This window comes from Gleimia sp. 6138-11-ORH1, assembly GCF_024814355.1.
GTDB lineage: Bacteria > Actinomycetota > Actinomycetes > Actinomycetales > Actinomycetaceae > Gleimia.
Map to the genome: position 1 here is coordinate 24908 of NZ_JANUXV010000006.1, position 20292 is coordinate 45199.

Annotated in this window: 15 protein-coding genes, 1 pseudogene and 2 riboswitches; of the genes and pseudogenes, 13 read left to right on the forward strand and 3 right to left on the reverse strand. The window is 49.5% G+C overall.

All coding sequences use genetic code 11. From position 1 onward, the window contains the following. Positions 1–6 precede the first annotated feature (6 nt). The 11 genes from NXS08_RS06880 (at position 7) to NXS08_RS06930 (ending at position 14322) form a co-directional block, all read left to right on the forward strand. On the forward strand, positions 7–1809 hold the full coding sequence (locus NXS08_RS06880; RefSeq protein ID WP_259138821.1) for a DUF6350 family protein: 1803 nt from the start codon (positions 7–9) through the stop codon (positions 1807–1809). After that, positions 1790–2407 (forward strand): phosphoribosylglycinamide formyltransferase, encoded by a 618-nt coding sequence (purN, locus tag NXS08_RS06885; protein ID WP_259138823.1) that lies wholly within the window; start codon positions 1790–1792, stop codon positions 2405–2407. The genes NXS08_RS06880 and purN overlap by 20 nt, the downstream gene beginning before the upstream one ends. Positions 2408–2409: 2 nt before the next feature. Next, a riboswitch (ZMP/ZTP riboswitch) is annotated at positions 2410–2496 on the forward strand. A gap of 66 nt (positions 2497–2562) precedes the next feature. Continuing rightward, positions 2563–4233 carry a bifunctional phosphoribosylaminoimidazolecarboxamide formyltransferase/IMP cyclohydrolase gene (gene purH / locus NXS08_RS06890; protein WP_259138825.1) on the forward strand — a complete coding sequence of 557 codons (1671 nt, stop codon included), beginning with the start codon at positions 2563–2565 and terminating at the stop codon, positions 4231–4233. An 85-nt stretch (positions 4234–4318) separates the two neighbouring features. Continuing rightward, entirely contained in the window at positions 4319–4591 is a 273-nt protein-coding gene (locus NXS08_RS06895) for a hypothetical protein (RefSeq protein ID WP_259138827.1), read from the forward strand. Positions 4592–4624: 33 nt separating this feature from the next. Then, on the forward strand, positions 4625–5701 hold the full coding sequence (locus tag NXS08_RS06900) for a DNA adenine methylase (protein WP_259138829.1): 1077 nt from the start codon (positions 4625–4627) through the stop codon (positions 5699–5701). A gap of 80 nt (positions 5702–5781) precedes the next feature. Further along, positions 5782–8052 (forward strand): 6-phosphofructokinase, encoded by a 2271-nt coding sequence (locus tag NXS08_RS06905; RefSeq protein ID WP_259138831.1) that lies wholly within the window; start codon positions 5782–5784, stop codon positions 8050–8052. A 24-nt stretch (positions 8053–8076) separates the two neighbouring features. Further along, positions 8077–9750 carry a glucose-6-phosphate isomerase gene (gene pgi / locus NXS08_RS06910; RefSeq protein ID WP_259138833.1) on the forward strand — a complete coding sequence of 558 codons (1674 nt, stop codon included), beginning with the start codon at positions 8077–8079 and terminating at the stop codon, positions 9748–9750. Between the two features lie 149 nt (positions 9751–9899). Beyond that, positions 9900–10886, forward strand: coding sequence for a malate dehydrogenase (locus NXS08_RS06915; protein WP_259138834.1), 987 nt, complete (start codon positions 9900–9902; stop codon positions 10884–10886). Positions 10887–11126: 240 nt separating this feature from the next. Continuing rightward, positions 11127–12443 carry an ABC transporter substrate-binding protein gene (locus NXS08_RS06920; RefSeq protein WP_259138837.1) on the forward strand — a complete coding sequence of 439 codons (1317 nt, stop codon included), beginning with the start codon at positions 11127–11129 and terminating at the stop codon, positions 12441–12443. A gap of 77 nt (positions 12444–12520) precedes the next feature. Continuing rightward, positions 12521–13462: a carbohydrate ABC transporter permease gene (locus tag NXS08_RS06925; protein ID WP_396232260.1), complete on the forward strand. Its 942-nt coding sequence runs from the start codon at positions 12521–12523 to the stop codon at positions 13460–13462. Positions 13463–13494: 32 nt separating this feature from the next. Continuing rightward, complete coding sequence (locus tag NXS08_RS06930) at positions 13495–14322, forward strand: carbohydrate ABC transporter permease (RefSeq protein ID WP_259138936.1); 828 nt, start codon at positions 13495–13497, stop codon at positions 14320–14322. A 228-nt stretch (positions 14323–14550) separates the two neighbouring features. Here the strand turns inward: NXS08_RS06930 and purU are convergent, their stop codons facing one another. Then, positions 14551–15417, reverse strand: coding sequence for a formyltetrahydrofolate deformylase (gene purU, locus NXS08_RS06935; RefSeq protein WP_259138839.1), 867 nt, complete (start codon positions 15415–15417; stop codon positions 14551–14553). Between the two features lie 66 nt (positions 15418–15483). Continuing rightward, a riboswitch (ZMP/ZTP riboswitch) is annotated at positions 15484–15565 on the forward strand. Between the two features lie 79 nt (positions 15566–15644). On the opposite strand from purU, the pseudogene glyA reads away from it, so the two are divergent. Both glyA and NXS08_RS06945 read left to right on the forward strand, forming a co-directional pair. Continuing rightward, positions 15645–16895: pseudogene (gene glyA / locus NXS08_RS06940) on the forward strand (serine hydroxymethyltransferase); the annotation flags it as partial. 86 nt (positions 16896–16981) lie between these two features. Continuing rightward, on the forward strand, positions 16982–17869 hold the full coding sequence (locus tag NXS08_RS06945) for a bifunctional methylenetetrahydrofolate dehydrogenase/methenyltetrahydrofolate cyclohydrolase (RefSeq protein ID WP_259138841.1): 888 nt from the start codon (positions 16982–16984) through the stop codon (positions 17867–17869). Between the two features lie 73 nt (positions 17870–17942). Here NXS08_RS06945 and NXS08_RS06950 read toward each other — a convergent pair whose 3' ends face one another. Then, positions 17943–19454, reverse strand: coding sequence for a CPBP family intramembrane glutamic endopeptidase (locus NXS08_RS06950; RefSeq protein ID WP_259138843.1), 1512 nt, complete (start codon positions 19452–19454; stop codon positions 17943–17945). Positions 19455–19466: 12 nt separating this feature from the next. Beyond that, on the reverse strand, positions 19467–20288 hold the full coding sequence (locus tag NXS08_RS06955; protein ID WP_259138845.1) for an exodeoxyribonuclease III: 822 nt from the start codon (positions 20286–20288) through the stop codon (positions 19467–19469). Between the last annotated feature and the right edge of the window lie 4 nt (positions 20289–20292).

The following is a 20292-nucleotide window of genomic DNA, read 5'->3' on the forward strand; positions in this document are numbered from 1 at the left end:
TGGATAATGCAAAGAAATCCGGATAACACACCCACAGAAGCACTCTCCCAACTGGGACATGAAACTTCCGCTCCAACAGCTGATTCTTCAGCAACCCCAGAAGAAAACACTGTTAGAGCGCCCTTTGAAGAAATCTCATCGGAAAAAGAAGTTTCTGAACCAATCGCCCCAGTGCCCAAAGGCGATAAGAAAGAGACATTACCTCGCGTAAAAACGGGAACTCCTTCTGCCGCCGTCCGCGCAGCTGCGCAAAAACGCGCTAAAGAACTGGAAGAAAAACAGCGGCCCGTAATCATTTTGCAGATTACGAAAACGCATTGGAAACTTCTTTTCGGAGCTGTCCTTGCCGTTATGGTCAGTTTAATACCCGCCTTTGCGGTAACTGCAGCGGCTTTTATTTTCACTGCTTCAAACCGCTGGGTATTAGAAACAAACTGGGATACAGTAAACCAGATTAGCTTTGAACTGTGGGCCCTGGGCTTTTTCGCCCCGGCGCAAGTAAGCGAAGTAGGTTTTAGACTCACCCCACTACTAATTACCGGTTTAACTTTGCTCACCTTGGTATTGGTAACCAGAAATACTGGGGCAAAAACATGGTTACAAGCTGGGATAGTTCCCCTGGGATTTAGCCTGTTAAGTACGCTCCTGGTGATTTCATTTGCTAAGTACGTAAACTTGCTTCCAACTATTTTTGGTATCTGGCTACTGGCGGCATTTGCCTGGCTAATAACTTTCCAACGTTGGTCTGAACGACCACCAAAATGGGAAATAATCCAACCCTACCAGCTGGCGGTGAAACACTTAAAAGTCTGGGGGCTTACCCTCTTAACTGGAACTACCTTAGCTGTAGGTATTGCCAACTATTTGGGATGGCAAAGAGTAGTAGGCATTCATGAGCTGCTTAACGCCAGTAGTGCAGACACAGTAGTGATTATTTTCGCCCAGCTGCTGTTCTTACCGAATATTCTAGCTACTGCCGGCGCCTGGTATAGTGGCGCAGGATTTTATACTGCAACAGACGCATTACAAACGCCGAGCCAAGCAATAATTATGCCGATCCCAGCTATTCCAGAACTGGGAATCATTCCCCAAACGCCGGTGGGGAGTTGGGTGATAATCTTCCCCATTATTTTAGGGATTTTAGCTGGAGGAATCATAGCGTGGATGCAGCGGGAATATTCCCTAACTGAGATCCTAAAAAATTATTTAGTGTCCTTCCCCCTATTTGCTTCCTGCCTATTTTTTGTAATGTGGGCCAGTTCGGGAACTTATGGGAGTGGGAGACTTAGTCTACTGGGGCCAAACTGGATTCCAGCTGGGCTCTATCTAACCATTGAACTGGCTGGAACTTCATTTTTGGTAATGGTTTTACTGCACCAAACCACCTTAGAAAGACTGAAACTACTTGCCGTTTCGTCAGAAGAAATTAACTTAACCCAGTTAGAAGATTCCCTTGCAGAAAACGAATCCGCCGAACTTTTAACAGACTCAGAAATTGCGGAAACAACAGAGCTACTTTTGTTACAAAGCGGAGAGCTAACTGAAGAAAAACCCAGCCCAAGCTCTGGTACAACGGAAACAGAGCTGGAACCCGAAACGGAACCGGAAACAGAGCTGGAACCTGAAACGGAACCGGAAACAGAGCTGGAACCTGAAACGGAACCGGAAACAGAGCTGGAACCTGAAACGGAACCGGAAACAGAGCTGGAACCTGAAACGGAACCAGAAACAGAAACTGAATCCACCACAACAGCAGAAGAAGCCCCAACCACAGGAATAAAACAAACAGATGACGAAAAACTCCCCTAAACGTCTGGTAGTTCTTCTATCTGGAAAAGGCACCAACCTACAGGCGTTAATCGACGCTTGTAAGGACCCAGCCTACGGATGTGAAATCGTTGCCGTGGGCGCAGACCGGGCAAATACCTACGGTTGCGAACGCGCCCATAAAGCAAATATCCCCACCTTCGTCTGCTCCGTGAAAGACTACCCGCAGCGAAGCGAATGGGACAGTGCCCTGACCGCCCTCGTGAAAGAATACGCCCCCGACCTGATTATTTCAGCAGGTTTCTTGAAACTACTGGGAAGCGAATTCCTCCGCGCCTTCGCCGGAAAAGTAATCAACACCCACAACTCGCTCCTACCGGCCTTCCCCGGAATAAACGGGCCAGCCGACGCCTTAGCCTACGGCGTAAAATACACCGGAGCCACCCTTTTCTTCGTTGATCCAGGAATCGATACCGGCCGGATTATCGCCCAAACTATAGTCCCAATTCACGGCGACGACACCTTAGAAACCCTGCTGGAACGTATCCAAGTTGCCGAGCGCGCACAACTGGTGGAATACGTGAAAAAACTAATGGTCAAGGGATGGACAACCCGCGGACGCTGGGTAGAAATTAACTAAACTAAAAATGTCGCAACTGGCGCAAATGGAAATAACCATTGGGAAGCGACAAACTACTCCGACCAGCGTCGCCCGCCTGGGCGCTGATCATCCTTGCTGAAATACCAGCTGCTTCTTAAGCAAAATACGGGAAAACTTGAACACTCGGAGTACTGATGAGCCACCCAACTGAAACCCGCCGTCCCATCCGTCGCGCCTTAATCTCTGTTTACGATAAAACCGGTCTGGAAGAACTGGCCACCGTATTAGACCAAGCCGGAGTAGAAATTCTTTCCACCGGATCCACCGCAGCCACAATCGCAGCTGCTGGAATCTCCGTTACTCCCGTAGAAAAAGTCACCGGCTTCCCAGAATGCTTAGAAGGACGGGTGAAAACACTCCACCCGCATATCCACGCCGGAATCCTCGCAGACTGCACAAAACCAACCCATCTGGCAGAACTAAACGAACTAAACGTAACCCCCATTGACCTGGTAGTGGTAAATCTCTACCCCTTCACAGCTACAGTAGCGGCCGGAACCGATTTCGCCGGATGTATTGAACAAATCGACATTGGTGGGCCAACCATGATCCGCGCAGCAGCGAAAAACCACTCCTGCGTAGCCGTAGTAACTAATCCGCAAGCCTACCGTGAAATAGCCGAAGAAATCCGCGCCGGAGGATTTACCGCCAGCCACCGTTTCCAACTCGCAGCCCAAGCCTTCTCCCACACGGCCGCCTACGACGCGGCTGTAGCCAGCTGGTTCGCCGGACAAAACACCCAAACTCCCGCAGTAGTTGGCGGACAGTGGGAACTAATAGAAACCCTCCGCTATGGTGAAAACCCACAGCAAAAAGGAGCTGTTTACCGCACCAAAACCCTTGGATTCGGCGGTGAACTAACAGAGGCAAACGGAATAGCTAATGCGCAGCAACTTTCCGGAAAAGCAATGAGCTACAACAACTACACTGACGGAGACGCTGCTTTAAGAGCCGCTTACGATCATACTGAACCCTGCGTCGCCATCATCAAACACGCGAACCCCTGCGGAATCGCAATCGGAACAGATATTGCCCAGGCACATCTAAAAGCCCATGCGTGCGATCCCGTCTCAGCCTTTGGCGGCGTAATCGCCGTGAACCGTCCAGTTAGCGTCACCCTCGCCAAACAAATCGCCCCTATTTTCACTGAAGTAGTCATCGCCCCCGACTATGAACCAGGCGCCGCTGAAATCCTCGCAACTAAAAAGAATCTGCGGGTATTAAAAGTAGTTCCCCCACATAGAGAAACTGCCGAATTCAAACAAATCTCCGGAGGACTGGTAGTTCAAGAACCAGACACCCTAACCGACCGCGGAGACAACCCGGCAAACTGGACCTTAGTCTCCGGAAAAGCCGCTGATGAAACCACCCTAAAAGACCTTGAATTCGCTTGGAAAGCCGTTCGTGCTGTTCGCTCTAACGCGATTTTACTCGTTAAAGACGGAGCCTCTGTAGGCGTCGGCATGGGACAGGTCAATCGCGTAGACTCCTGCACTTTGGCAGTAACCAGAGCAAACACACTCGGAGAACGCGCCACCGCCGATGCCGCACAAACACAAGTGAAAACAGCCGATGAAACCGAAGCAACTGTAGAAAAAACTGCTCCCCCTCAACGCGCCCAAGGGGCAGTAGCGGCCTCGGACGCATTCTTCCCTTTCGCAGATGGACTGCAGATTTTGATAGACGCGGGAGTAAAAGCGGTAGTTCAACCAGGCGGATCGATCCGCGACGAAGAAGTAATCGCCGCTGCACAAGCTGCCGGGATCACCATGTACTTCACTGGAAATAGGCACTTTAGCCACTGAAATAAACCTGTCTCAGATAGGCTGGGTTTACTTTACAGAGCGCAGATTTAACGTTTCTTTCAAAAGAACCGTTAAAATAAATATCGTGAACAGCAACCGCACAACTATTAAGCTCTCTATGACGGCAATGGTACTAACCATCGTTTCTGCCGTTGTCCTGGCTGTAGTTGTTAAACCACTTTACGGGGTTGCGGTACTTTTAGGATTTGCTCTGATAGTTGGTTTCAGACGGATCTTCAGTCAAGAAGAGGTTTGGTTTAAAGCCAAAAACTGGATTATCGATGTTTCATTCATCGTTTTAATCGTGCTTTTGCTTATTTTGACGATTCCATTTTTAGATCAACCTTCACCCGTCTAAACTTAACCCAGCACTAGGAGCGCAGGAAACAAAGTGTTCAAATACATTGGGTCTAAGCGAGTTTTTATCCCCATTTTAGGAAAACTCGCCAGCCAATCTGAAGCGACCACCGCGGTAGACCTCTTCACCGGAACCACTCGAGTAGCCCAAGAATTCAAACGTTTAGGTCTCCACACAACCGCCTGCGACATCGCTACCTACGCGCACGTATTAGCCCAAACCTACGTGGCCACAGACGAAACCCAAATTAATCCAAATGAACTAAATGAAGCGTTAAACCACTTAAATCAGCTTCCTGGAAAATCCGGTTACTTCACAGAAACCTTTTGCGAAAAATCTCGTTTCTTTCAACCCCACAATGGCGTCAGAATAGATGCGATCCGCAACGAGATTGAAAACCAGTATTTAGGAACCCCACTTTACCCGCTACTACTTACCAGCCTGATGGAAGCAGCCGACCGAGTGGACTCAACTATCGGCGTGCAAATGGCCTACCTGAAAAAATGGGCTCCCCGATCTTACAACGATTTAGAAATGCGCACTCCCAAACTACTTCCCGGGGCAGGGGAAGCAAAACTCGGAGACGCAATGCACTTAATCGATGAACTGGCCCCTACAGGAATCCTCTATCTAGATCCCCCCTACAACCAGCACCGCTACTTCACCAACTATCACATTTGGGAAACTCTGGTGCGCTGGGACGAACCGGAAGTTTACGGAGTGGCTTGTAAACGGGTGGACGCAAAAGAAGCCGAAACTAAATCCGTATTCAACTATAAGCGCACCATGCAAGAAGCTTTTTTTGATTTACTAAGCAGAGCCCGCGCTGACTTACTGATTATTTCCTACAACAACGAATCTTGGATATCCGCAGCGCAAATGAAAGATCAGCTGCTGGGGATTGGAAAAGAAAAAGTAGTTGCCCTGGGGTTTGAACACGCCCGTTACGTGGGAGCGAAAACAGGTATCCACTCACCAAGCGGTGAAAAAGTTGGCAAAGTCAGCCACACAAAAAATACTGAATGGGTTTTTGTTGCCGGAGATAAAGCTCAGGTAGAACAGACCGTATTTGGGTTTGAGGCGGCGCAGCTAGCAGAGTTTTCCAGTTAAGAATTAACCGAAAAACGTGGATATAAATAGCTAAACAGAGGATAATAGAAGCGACACAACCCTCGAACTGGAGAATAAAAATGACCGCAGGTGAAAAACGTCTAGGCATCCTCACTTCTGGAGGCGATGCTCAAGGTATGAACGCAGCTGTTCGGGCGGTAATCCGGACGGCCTTAAAACTGGGAGCCACCCCCTATGCGGTGATGGAAGGCTGGCAGGGCGCCGTTGATGGCGGGGACCGCATTAAGCAAATGGGCTGGAATGATGTTTCTTCGATTCTTAACGAGGGCGGAACTGTTATCGGCACTGCTCGTTGCCCCGCTTTTAGAGAAAAAGACGGCCGCCGGCAAGCCTGTAAAAACCTATTAGCGCACGGGATTGACCGCCTGGTGGTAATCGGCGGTGACGGGTCTTTAACTGGCACTAACGAGTTTAAAAATGAATGGCCAGAACTGGTTGCAGAACTTCTGGCGCAAGGGGAAATTACTGCTGAAGTAGCTGCCGCTCACCCAACTTTAGTGATTGTGGGCTTAGTGGGTTCAATTGATAATGACCTGGTGGGCACTGATATGACTATCGGCGCTGACTCTGCCCTGCACCGGATAGTTGATGCGATTGATAATGTTTCGGCCACAGCTGCGTCTCACCAGCGTACTTTCGTGATTGAAGTGATGGGCCGCCACTGTGGTTATCTGCCGTTGATGGCTGCGGTGGCAGGTGGAGCTGACTATGTTTTCACGCCGGAAAATCCCCCGCAGGTGGGTTGGGAAAAGGATATGGCTATTAAGCTCAGCTTAGGCCGTGAAGCTGGTAGGCGTGAGTCGATTGTTATTGTAGCTGAGGGTGCTTTAGATGCTGAAGGCAATCGGATTACCAGTGCTGATGTGGCTGCGGTGATTGAAAAAGAGCTGGGAGTTACCCCGCGAATTACGATTTTAGGTCACGTGCAGCGCGGTGGCACTCCGTCAGCTTACGACCGTTGGATGCCAACTTTGTTAGGGTATGCGGCTGCTCATGAGATTTTGCAGGCAGACCCACAAAAGCCGGCGAATATTTTAGGGGTGCGTCGCAACCGCGTAACCCGGATTCCGCTGATGGAAGCAGTGGCAGCTACCCGTCGGGTGGGCAAGTTGATTGCTGAAAAGAATTTCACGGCAGCTACTGAGGCGCGGGGGACAAGTTTCGCGAAAATGATGCGGATTAATTCGATTCTTTCAGAGCCTCCGCAGACTGACATTATTCCCGAGGGCGCTAAACGAATCGCGATTTTACATGCCGGAGGTTTAGCTCCGGGAATGAATACGGCAGCGCGCGCTGCCGTGCGGATCGGTTTGGACGCGGGCATTGAAATGTTGGGCGTCCAGGGGTCTTTCCGTGGTTTAGCGGAAGGAAATGTTGAACCACTTTCTTGGGCTGCGGTAGAAGGCTGGGCTTTTAAAGGGGGCGCGGCCCTGGGGACGCGTCGCGCGGTTCCGCGGGTTGAAGAGTTTTATTCGATTGGGCGAGCGATTGAAAATAGTCGGATTGATGCGCTGCTGGTAATCGGTGGGTTAAACGCCTACGAAGCAGTTTATTCGATGGTGAAAGAACGCGACCGTTACCCGGCGTTTAATATCCCGATTATGCTGGTTCCTGCCACGATTGATAATAATCTTCCCGGTTCAGATCTGTCGATTGGGGCTGATACTGCTTTAAATAATGCGGTGTGGGCGCTTGATCGGATTAAGGAAAGCGCTGCCGCTTCACACCGTTGTTTCGTAGCCGATACGATGGGGCGTCGCTGTGGGTACCTGGCATTAATGTCCGGGATTGCTTCGGGAGCTGAGAAAGTCTACTTAAATGAACTGCCGGTTGATTTGGCAGCTATCAATGATGACGCGATTGCTTTGAAAGAAACATTCGGTCATGGGCGTAAGCTCTTTTTGGTAGTTCGCAATGAGGAAGCTCATGACGTTTATAACCGTGAGTTCTTAGCACGCGTTTTTGAAACGGAGGGTGAGGGAATGTATGACGTGCGCCATTCCGCCCTCGGACATTTGCAGCAGGGGGGTGCGCCGACGCCGTTTGATCGCCTACTTGCCACCCACCTGGTGTATGAAGCGATTTTGGAACTGGAGGAAATCCTGGGACGGGGTGGGAAGGATGCCCGCTACATGGGCATGAATGACGCGGCAGTGCACTCTAACCCGGTGGAGCACATGATGGAAGTTTTAGATATTAAAAACCGCCGTCCATTTGAACAGTGGTGGCTCTCTTTGTCTCCGATTATTTCCACTGTTTCGATGGAGTTTGCGGATTCTATTCCCGCAAATGTGCCGATATACGCTCCGGAATCAGTAACCGTATTTTAGTAACTGAAAAGTAGAAAGAATAAGATGGTAAATCCAGTAAACCCTACCGCAACTTCCGCTTGGAAACGTTTGGAAACAACCGCAGCAAACTTTACTCCTAACTTACGCGCCTGGTTCGCTCAAAACCCGCAGCGAGCTTCCGAGTATTCGCGTACTTTAGGGGACTTACACGTCGATTTGTCTAAGAATTTGCTAACTGATGAGATTTTGGCGGATTTGTGTGCGCTGGCAGATGAAGTTAATTTGCGGGAGCGGATTGACGCTATGTTTGCGGGCGAGCACATAAATAACACTGAAGACCGCGCAGTTTTGCATACGGCGTTGCGTAAACCGGCTGGCTCTGAACTGGTAGTAGACGGGGTTGAAGTAGTTGCCGATGTGCACACTGAACTGGAAAAAGTTTATGCTTTCGCTGAAAAGGTGCGTTCTGGTCAGTGGAAAGGGGTCACTGGGAAGCGGATTGAAACGATTGTTAATATCGGCATTGGTGGTTCTGATTTAGGGCCGGTAATGGTTTATGAAGCGTTGAAACCCTATGCGCAACCTGGTTTAACCGCCCGCTATATTTCCAATATTGATCCCACTGACGCGGGGGAAAAAACTAAAGATTTAGATCCTGAAACCACTTTAGTGATTGTTGCTTCTAAGACTTTTACGACTTTAGAGACTTTAACTAATGCGCGCGTAGTCCGGCAGTGGTTGTTAGATGGGTTGCGTCAGCGCGGAGTTTTCGAGGGCGATGCCAGTGAAGCCGATGCGGTGGCAGCTCACTTCGTGGCAGTTTCAACTGCTTTAGATAAGGTAGCTGCTTTTGGGATTGACCCGGTAAATGCTTTTGGTTTTTGGAACTGGGTGGGGGGACGCTACTCAGTTGATTCTGCGGTGGGAACTTCTTTAGCGGTAGTCTTAGGCCCAGCTGTTTTCGCTGAGTTTTTAGCTGGCTTCCACACGGTAGATGAACATTTTAGGACTTTACCGTGGCAGGAAAATGTCCCAGCTTTAATGGGCTTATTAAACGTGTGGTACGTGAATTTCTTAGATGCCCATACCCACGCGGTACTTCCTTACGCGCAGTTCCTTTCTCGTTTCCCCGCCTACTTGCAGCAGCTAACTATGGAATCTAACGGTAAGTCCGTCACCTGGGCTGGTGAAGCTGTTAATTACCAGACGGGTGAGATCTTCTGGGGGGAACCAGGAACCAATGGGCAGCACGCTTTCTATCAGCTGATCCATCAGGGGACTCGCCTGGTACCGGCTGACTTTATTGCTTTTGCTAACCCAACCTGGGCTTTTGTAGATGGCGAAAATGATATGCATGAGCTGTTCTTAGGGAATTTCTTCGCGCAGACTAAGGCTTTAGCTTTTGGGAAAACTGCAGAGGAAGTGCGTGCTGAAGGAACGGCGGAAGAAATTGTGCCAGCCCGCGTTTTTGCTGGTAATAAGCCTTCTACTTCGATTATGGCGGCGGCTTTAACTCCAGCTGTTTTGGGACAGTTGATTGCCCTTTATGAGCATATTACTTTTGTGCAGGGGATTGTCTGGGGCGTTAATTCTTTCGACCAATGGGGTGTGGAATTGGGGAAGCAGTTGGCGAACCAGCTAACTCCAGCAGTGGCAGGGGACCGTGAAGTATTGGCACAGCAAGACCCCTCTACGCAGGGTTTGATTGAGTTCTATTTAGCTAATCGCGTTAAGTAACCTCAGGTGTCTGTTAGTTTTCGTGGGGACTTTATAAACGGGTAATAAGTCCCCACGAAAACTAGATTAAACAGGTAATCTTAGAGTGTATGTGCGCATTGACGCAAAACGCATATTCATCACTTTTAATCGCCACAAAGGAGTAAACCATGGCAGAACCACGTATCGTCACCGTCACCGGTGCAGCAGGCAATATTGGCTACGCTTTGCTGTTCCGCATTGCTTCTGGACAAGTATTTGGCCCAGACGTGCCAGTTAAGCTGAACCTGCTGGAAATCACCCCAGCGTTGAAAGCTGCTGAAGGTACCGCAATGGAACTTGATGACTGTGCTTTCCCACTGTTGAAGGGTATTGATATTTACGACGATGCGAATGCTGCTTTTGCTGGCACTAACGCTGCTTTCTTAGTAGGCGCGCGTCCTCGTACTGCCGGTATGGAACGCGCTGACTTGCTTTCTGCAAACGGCGGTATTTTCGGCCCTCAGGGTAAAGCTATTAACGATAATGCTGCTGACGACGTGCGCGTCCTGGTAGTAGGTAACCCAGCAAACACTAACGCTTTGATCGCAGCTGCAGCTGCTCCTGACGTACCTGCTTCCCGTTTCACCGCGATGATGCGTTTGGACCACAACCGTGCAATCTCTCAGCTGGCTCACAAGGTGGGTGCTTCCGCAGCCGACATTGAAAACATGGTTGTTTGGGGTAACCACTCTGCAGATCAGTACCCAGACGTATCCTACGCAACTGTAGCTGGTAAGCCAGCTAAGGACCTGGTTGATGCTGAATGGCTTTCTTCCTACTTCGTACCAACTGTGGCTAAGCGCGGCGCAGCAATTATTGAAGCTCGGGGAGCTTCTTCAGCTGCTTCTGCAGCCGGCGCTGCAATTGACCATATGCGCGACTGGGTACAGGGTACTCCAGAAGGCCAGTGGGTAACTGCCGGGGTAGCTTCCGATGGGTCTTACGGAGTTCCAGAAGGCCTGGTTTACGGTTTCCCCTGTGTCTCTCACGGTGGTGAATGGGAAATCGTGCAGGGTCTGGAAATTTCTGAAGCAACTCGCGCAGGGATTGACCACAACATTGCTGCATTGGAAGAAGAACGCAGTGCAGTGCGCGAACTTGGGTTCGTAAAGTGAAATAATTAGATTTCCTAAAATAGGTGGTTGATATTCAATCGAATATCAACCACCTATTTAATTAACCCAGTTAGCTATTTATAAGAGAAATAAGCTCACTTTATAAAAATGTTATCGAAATGAGTGGTTTAGACCACTTAAAGCGGTCGACAGGTCGCCTGAAAACAGGCAGAATAAAAAGGTGAGACCTAACAAAGGTCTTAAAAATAGGAACAATGTTGTTTCAGAAGGAGGATGCAAATGCGTCAATTCAAGTTGTTTGCAGGCGTCGCGGCCGCAGCTTTAGTTCTAGCAGCCTGTGGCGGAGGTACCACCGGAGGTACTTCAGGAACAGATAACAACTCTACAACAGGTGCAAATGGAAAAGCCTGGGAAGGAGACGCTTCCGAAGTTGTAATTACCACCTGGTGGGAAGCAGGTTCAGAAAAAGTCGGGTTTGATGCTTTAAGTGAAGTATTCAAACAAAAATACCCAGACATCAAATTCACTAAAGCAGCCATTGCCGGGGGAGGTGGCTCACAGGCAAAGCAGAAACTAGCTGCTGACCTGGCAGCTGGCTCACCACCAGACACTTTCCAAGCCCACGCCGGGGCAGAACTAACTGACTACATTGATGCAGATCAGATCCTTGACGTATCCGGTCTTTACGATGAACTTAAGTTAAAGGAAGCATTCCCCGCAACCCTAGTTGAACAGCTGACTTCAGATGGAAAGATCTATTCAGTTCCTTCAAACATTCACCGCGCAAACGTAGTTTGGGCCAACCCAGAAGTCCTTAAAGAAGCTGGAATCGACCCAAGTAAGCAGCCAGAAGACCTAGACGCGTGGATCGCGGATATGGAAAAGATCCAGGCAAAGGGGAAGACCCCACTAACCCTCGGGGTAGCTTGGACCCGCCTGCACCTATTCGAAACTATCCTCCTAGCTGACCTGGGAGCCGAAAAGTACAACGGCTTATTTAACGGCACCACCAAGTGGGATTCCGAAGAGGTCACTAAAGCTATTAAGCACTTTGAAAAGATCCTTACCTTCACCGACAAAGCTCTTTACACTGAGGACTGGGAACCAGCGATGCAACCTGTAGTCGATGGTAAAGCCGCTTACAACGTGATGGGCGACTGGGCAGTAGGTGCATTTAACGCACAAAATAAGGTAGATGGAACTGACTACATTTACTTCCCAGTACCAGGAACCCAGGGGACATTCGACTTCCTAGCTGACTCCTTCACTCTACCTAAAGGTGCAGCCCACCCAGGTGGAACCCGTGCTTGGTTAGATGTCATCTCTTCTAAAGAAGGACAGATCGCCTTTAACCTAGCCAAAGGCTCTATCCCCGCACGCGCTGACCTAAGCGATGAAGAACGCGCAAAGTTCCCCAAGTACCAGCAAAGCGCTATGGAATCATTCGGTAAAGATACCATCGTTTCTTCTATCGCTCACGGTGCAGCACTTCCAGTTAAGCAATCTAACGCAATCTCAGATGCAGTAGCCAAGTTCGTCGAGGGCGGTTCAGACGCAACTCAGTTCCAAGCTGAACTTGTCCAGGCAACTAAGTAAGCCTGTGCTTAACTAAAAATTAGGTGAGTGGCTGAGGCACGAGCGTCTCAGCCACTCACCCCCCAAAGGAGATTTCAATGGCGAAACATACTCGGGGAAAGGTCCGCAAAATGACTATTTCCCAATGGCTCCACCGTTACGGGCCACCTATACTCTTAATCAGTCCCTCAATAATTCTCATCGGAATATTCGTATACGGACTAATTGGCTACAACTTCTATATGTCCTTTTTGGACTCCCATACCGTTGCACAGCAGATTGGGAAAAAACCCAGTCAGTTTGTAGGTTTTGAAAACTACCAAACTCTCTTTAACGATCCAGACTTCATACGCTCTTTAAAAAACCTCTTAATGCTCACCGCCGTATTTTTAGTAGGCACGCTGGTAATTGGTTTCATTTGGGCTTGGATCCTGGAAAAACCCATCAAAGGTGAAGGTGTTTTCCGTTCCATATTCCTCTTCCCCATGGCAGTATCTTTCGTTGCCTCAGGTGTAGTTTGGAAATGGTTACTGAACTCAGCAGTAGATGAAAACGCAGCTGGTCTAAACCGACTCTTCCAAATGGTTGGTTTAGGATTCCTACAAAACACGTGGACAGCAAATATCTCCACCGGTATTTTAGCCATTGCTATTCCCGCTATCTGGCAGTTAGCCGGTTACGTCATGGCCCTATTCCTTGCCGGATTCAGAGGAATCCCCGCAGAACTACGCGAAGCAGCTCGCGTTGATGGGGCAACCGAATGGCAGGTATATCGTCACGTAATCTTCCCACAGTTAGCCCCCATCGCCCTTTCTGCAGTAATCATCATCGGACATATGTCACTTAAGTCTTTCGACCTGATCATGTCCATCACCGACCAACGCACTTACGCCACTAAAGTCCCCGCCATTGACATGTTCAACTACATGACAGACGGCGACTACTCCATGTCCGCAGCCGTAGGCGCAATCCTCCTGCTAATCGTGGCAATCATGGTCATCCCATACTTGATTTACGATGCGAAGGAGTCCCGTCGATGAGCGCTGCAACTAACCTAAAAAATGATCCCGCTATGCGCGGCACCCTCACCGGTACTGCAATCCGCTATGCGATTTTGATTTTCTCGCTCGCCGTAGTGCTGATCCCCGTCTACGTTCTGGTAATCACCTCATTCAAAGGCCCCGGTGACGCAGACCCATCTCGCACCTGGTATTTTCCCCAAGCCTGGGAATTTTCTAACTGGAGTAAAGCCTGGGATGAACTGGCAGCCCCCATTGGGCGGACTCTGCTTTTGGTGATTCCCTCATCAATCATCTCCGCTCTCTTAGGTTCGGCTAACGGTTTTGTTCTCTCCCGCTGGCGGTTCCCCGGAGCAAACGTAGTTTTCACCCTGATCCTCTTTGGTATGTTTATTCCCTACCAAGCGGTTATGATTCCCATGTTGAAGCTAATCCTAGCGACGAACTTCCCCCAGGGGATTCCCGCTCTGATCCTGGCACACGTAGTCTACGGTATTCCCATCACCACCTTAATTTTCCGCAACTACTATGAGTCTGTTCCAAATGAACTCATTGAAGCTGCCCGCGTAGATGGCGCTGGAATGCTCCGCACCTACTTCCAGGTAGTGCTCCCCATTTCCATTCCATCTTTCGTGGTGGTTTTGATCTGGCAGTTTACTTCCGCTTGGAATGACTTCCTCTTTGCCCTTTTCTTTGGCGGAGGAATCCAAAATGGGCCGGTAATGCTGGCGTTAAATAACCTGGCTCGTGGTTCAATCTTGGCTGACTATGGAGCTTCCATGTCAGGTGCGCTGATTGCTTCTCTACCGACGCTGCTGGTATATATCGCGCTGGGTAAGTACTTCGTTGGTGGCTTAATGAGTGGCTCTGTGAAAGGCTAAAAATACACCTAAAACACAGTGCTACACCAAAAGTACAGTGAAGTATTCTAAACACAGTGAAATATTCTAAACACAGTCAAATATTCTAAACACAGTGACACAACAAGATGGGGTGCGGGGAATCTTTTGATTCCCCGCACCCCACGTGTAACAGTTATCTGCTGAAACGTTTACTTCACAAATACCCTTTATAACGCCCTCGAAAAGGAAAATAAAGGAAAATACCCGCTAACTGAACACCACCGTGCGATGCCCGTTAAGTAAAACGCGGTGCTGCACATGCCACTTAACTGCCTGCGCCAGAACTCGCCGTTCCACATCCTGCCCCTGAGCCACCAAATCTTTCGTAGACTCCCGATGCGTCACCCGGGTAACGTCCTGCTCAATAATGGGACCTTCATCTAAATCAGCAGTCACATAATGCGCAGTTGCCCCAATCAACTTAACTCCCCGCGTATGCGCCTGCGCATAAGGACGCGCCCCCTTGAAAGACGGCAGGAAAGAATGGTGAATGTTAATCACATTCCCCGCTAAACGCTCACACAGTTTATCTGAAAGAATCTGCATATAACGAGCCAAAATCACCAGCTCCACCCTTTCAGATTCCACCAGCGCCACCAGCTGAGCTTCAGCCTGCGCTTTAGTTTCCGCCGTCACCGGAATACACAGGAACGGAATCCCATAAAACTGCGCAACCGGAGCTAAATCAGGGTGATTACCAACTACGGCAACAACCTCAATCCCCAAATCCTGATAGCGCTGCCGGTACAGCAGATCCGTTAAACAATGCCCCTCTTTAGACACCATAATAATGGTGCGTAACGGACGCCCCAGCTCATCAATCAAATACTGACCCTCGTAGGAAGAAACTACTTGCGCAATCCCAGCTTCAATTTCAGCGCGTTGGGAAGTCTCCAACTCAACGCGCATGAAAAAGTACCCCGTATCGGGATCACCAAACTGCTGTGACTGAATGATATTGCCACTATTTTCACTGATAACTTTAGTCACGGAATAAACAATCCCCGGACGATCCGGGCAAGAAAGAGTAAGAATTAACTTCTCTAAAGCAGAGTTAGAAACATAATCGGTCATGGACTTACTATACCAGTGCAAAAACTTACTCTGCCCCTGCAGAAGCTGAAGCAAATACGGTATCTTTGAAAGTGTCGTAACTGGCGCAGGTGGAACACCACCGGGGAGCGACAAATCGGCGCGCCGGCCGCCCGCCTGGGTCAGCGAGCCAACACGGAGATAAACGTAAAATAAGCCTTCGTGCCAGGCAAAAGAAGAGGTAAAACGTGACTAAATCTGTAAACTCCATGTCACTAGCTGAACTTGATCCCGAAATTGCTTCCGTATTGGACGGTGAACTACAGCGCCAACGCGATTTCTTAGAAATGATCGCTTCGGAAAACTTTGTGCCCCCAGCAATTTTAGAAGTCCAAGGCTCAGTATTAACCAACAAATACGCTGAAGGTTACCCGGGGCGACGCTACTACGGCGGGTGTGAAGTAGTAGATATCGCTGAAAACCTAGCCATTGAACGAGCTAAAGAAGTTTTCTCAGCCGCCTACGCAAATGTGCAGCCCCATGCCGGTTCACAAGCAAACGCCGCAGTTTTAGACGCGTTAGCCACTCCCGGGGACACTATTTTAGGACTTTCCCTTGCCCACGGAGGACACCTTACTCACGGAATGCACCTGAACTTTTCCGGACGCCTTTACAAAGCAGCATTTTATGAGGTTGATCCAGAAACGATGCTGATTAACATGGACGAAGTCCGTCGCATCGCCCACGAAGTAAAACCAAAAGTTATTATCGCCGGCTGGTCAGCTTACCCACGCGTTTTAGATTTCGCAGCTTTCCGGGAAATCGCTGATGAAGTGGGCGCCTACCTGTGGGTAGATATGGCACATTTCGCGGGTCTGGTAGCCGCCGGAATCCACCCTAACCCCGTGCCATTTGCAGACGTAGTTTCCACAACTGTGCATAAGACTATCGGCGGACCTCGTTCCGGTTTGATTCTGTCACGCGACGTAGAGTTAGGGAAAAAACTCAACTCACGCGTATTCCCCGGTAACCAGGGTGGGCCACTCATGCACGTAATCGCTGCTAAGGCCGTAGCCATGAAAATTGCGATGACCGACGAGTTTAAAGACCGGCAGCGTCGCACCGTAGAAGGCGCGCAAATCATCGCTGAAAGGCTCAGCCAAGCAGATGTTAAAGAAGCCGGAATTTCCCTGGTAACCGGAGGTACTGACGTACACCTGGTGCTGGTTGATTTACGTGATTCTAAGCTAGATGGACAGCAGGGAGAAGACTTACTCCATTCGATTAACATCACGATTAACCGCAATGCCGTCCCCTTTGATCCGCGTCCCCCACGGGTAACTTCCGGTTTACGGATTGGTACTCCGGCGCTGGCCACCCGCGGATTTGGAAAAGCAGAGTTCATTGAAGTTGCTGATATTTTGGCAACTGCTTTAGTCCAAGGCGCCACCGGTGCAGTTGATACGGTTGGTTTACGTGCCCGCGTGAAAGCTCTAACTGACCGGTTCCCGCTCTACCCAGAAATTAACTTAATCGGCGCTGAAACAGTACAGCAGTGCGGGGCCGAAGATCCGGAAGCAACCTGTGGTTGCGGAGCTGATGCCTGATGCGCGCCGGTTGGAAGGGGCAAGCAAAAGTATTAGATGGCAAAGCCTGTGCCGCGCAGATTAAATCAGAACTTGCCCAGCGAGTAACCGCCCTGCGAGAAAAAGGGATTATCCCCGGATTAGGAACGATCCTGGTTGGTGACGATCCTGGTTCAGCTACCTATGTAGCAGGAAAACATAGGGACTGTGCAGAAGTGGGGATTGAATCGATCCGCATTGACCTGCCAGAAACAGCTAGCGAAGCTGAAATCTTAGCGGCAGTTGAGCAGTTAAATCACGATCCTGCTTGCACTGGCTACATCGTGCAGCTCCCCCTGCCAAAGGGCGTGGATACGAATAAGATTTTGGAAGCTATTGACCCGGCAAAAGATGCAGACGGTTTACACCCAATGAACTTAGGGCGGTTAGTTTTACGAGTTTCGGAAACGATTGATTCTCCCTTGCCATGTACGCCGCGCGCGGTGATTGAGTTGATTGAACGTAACGGCATCTCGCTTGCAGGAAAAGACGTTTGCGTTGTGGGGCGCGGCACCACTGTGGGCCGTTCGATTGGGCTACTGCTAACTCGCCGGCAAGTGAATGCTACCGTCACCTTAACTCACACGGGGACAATTGATTTACCAGCGAAAGTGCGTGCCGCTGACGTGGTGGTGGCAGCTGCTGGGGTGGCGGGAATTATCACCGCCGATATGTTGAAGCCCGGCGCGATTGTCCTGGACGTGGGTGTTTCACGCGTGGAACAAGACGGCCGGTTTGTGCTGGCTGGGGATATTGCCGAGGGCGTTGATGAAGTCGCCGATTGGGCTTCGCCAAACCCCGGAGGAGTAGGCCCCATGACACGAGCACTTTTACTGGCAAACGTCGTAGAAGCAGCTGAACGACTGTAAACGCTTAACATTTGTAAAATCTATATTTGGGTTGGTGCTGGTAAACATACCGGCACCAACCCATTTTAAGAAGCTAATAGTTTTGTTTCGCCGGTGTCCGCCAAGGAATATGAATACACAGAATCAAAGTAGCTAACCCTAAGAAACTCAGCAGAGGAAAAAACAGGGTAAAGGTAGCTTGGGAAAGCCAGGAAGTTTCTGCCCCGGCGGGCACAGTGGCCAAAAGATTATAAAGAAAATGCCCTAAAACTAAAGGTAAAAGTAGTTTAGTTCGATAGTAGAAAACTAACGCAAAAGCTGCCCAAATTGATACCCAAAGAAATGTGGGGAGCCCCTGGGAAAGGTGGAAAGCACCTCTTAAAATGACGATCAGTACCGCCAGATAGGGCAGGGATATTTTCCGGTGGAACACTAAAAAAGCAACTAAAATACCGGTGAAGAAAATTTCTTCAATCGCCCCGTTTAATCCCGCTGCCAAGGGGGAAGGCAATTCCCAAAGTTTCGAGAAGAGCCCTCTTTCAATCGGTGGTTCCAAAGGACGCCATTTCTCTAGCGGAACCCATGCTAAGAATCTGCTGGCAGGAGCATAAACCACCTGTTGAGTAATCCTACTGATGGCAATGAAACCAGTTACCCCCGCTAACCATAAAAACAACGTGTTCTTACGCCGCAGGCGACTATTCAGGGTGATTGCTTGAAAATCAGGGAACTTAAATCCGTTAATCCGATAGTGCCACCACAGGGCGGTGCAAAGTAAGAGAGTGAAGTTAAAAATTCCCAACACGTTATCTAACGACACTGAAAACAGGTCGGTGAACATGCGGTAAGTTTCAAAGTAGCTACCGGTAAGAGAAGCGAACACTGAGGAAAATAGGTAGAAGCCAAAGACGATTGCCGAGTAAACTGTTAAAACTCCCAGCAGAGTTTTAGAAAGCCAACCGTCTTCCCACTGGGATGTTAGGTTAAGTTCGCGAGTTCTTTTCCCTGTTAGGAAAGAAACTGGTGGTGCGAAATGGACAACTGTCCACAGGGCACCCCCTAAGAAAAGTAGTGGATTAACAAGAGTTCCCCACCAAGGGAAAAGATCCGGTGCATAAAAGATACTGAAGTTCACAAAAACGTGGGCAATATAAATGGGGAAAAGTAGTTTAGTTTGCTGATAAAAGATTGCCAGCAAAAGTGCCCACACCGGCACCGCGAAAAAAGCGATGCTGCCAACTGGAAAATAGTATAGGCAGCGCAGGGCAACTAAGATCCCAATGGCTTCACCAGCGCGGAAAAAGCGGACTTTGCGTAGCAGCAGGGTGCCTCCGAGGGCGCTAAATAGCGTTTCTTCTAAAATCGGAACTAACCCCGCAACTAACAGCGGGTAAGCGGGCAGCTGAAACTGCAGAAAACTCTCTAGCAGGGGAAGATTCTCAGGGCGCTGCCAAGGGGGGAGCGGCAGGTAGGTAAAGAGGAAAGCGTGTAGCTCTTTACCTACCGGGATAATCGCGGAGGTGATGAAAAATAAGCCGAAGAGTAAGCCAACCGAATAGTTCAGGTGTTTTCCAAATTTGCGGAAAGAGAAAATTGGCTTACCCATCAGTGCTGCACCTTAAGCGTAGAAAACCCGTAGGGGAGCGTGATCAGAAAAACGCTTATCGTAAGCGTCAGCGCGATCTACTACGCAGTCAGTTGCCAAAGCAGCTAACCCCGGGGTAGCTAACTGGTAGTCGATCCGCCAGCCTGCATCATTATCAAAAGCCTTCCCTCGCCAAGACCACCAGGTGTAGGGGCCCTGCGCGTCAGCTCCAGCTAAAGCGCGGGAAATATCAACCCAACCAGCACCCATCCACTTTTCTAAGTAGGCAATTTCATCATCCATTACCCCAGCAGACTTATTGTGGTTGCCCTTCCAGTTCTTAATGTCTTTTTCAGAACGAACAATATTCAAATCTCCCACAACTACTGCGTCTTGTCCGGCGGCTAATAGTTGCGCCATACGCGCGTCGATTAAATCTAAATGCGCGTACTTTTGTTCCATTTTCACAGTGCCCAGCTCACCTGAGTGGAAGTAGGCAGACACTACGGTGACCGTGCGGGAACCGTCCACTACATCAACTTCAATCCAACGTCCGGTATCTACTGCCGTTACGTCACCGCCCTCGGGAGCACCGAAACGAACTGGAGAATCTGCCAACTTAACGTGCGAATCTTTACGCACCAACACGGCCACTCCAGCGCGTCCCTTAACTTCACAGGAATAATTTGCTGCCAGGTATTCTTCACCCAGAAGTGAATCTAAAATCTCATCCGAAGCACGTACTTCTTGCAAAGCCAGTACGTCAGGGCGCTGCGTCGCCAAGTAGCTTGACATATCGCGCTTCATAGCGGCACGAATGCCATTAACATTAACCGAAACTAAACTAAAAGCCATTTTC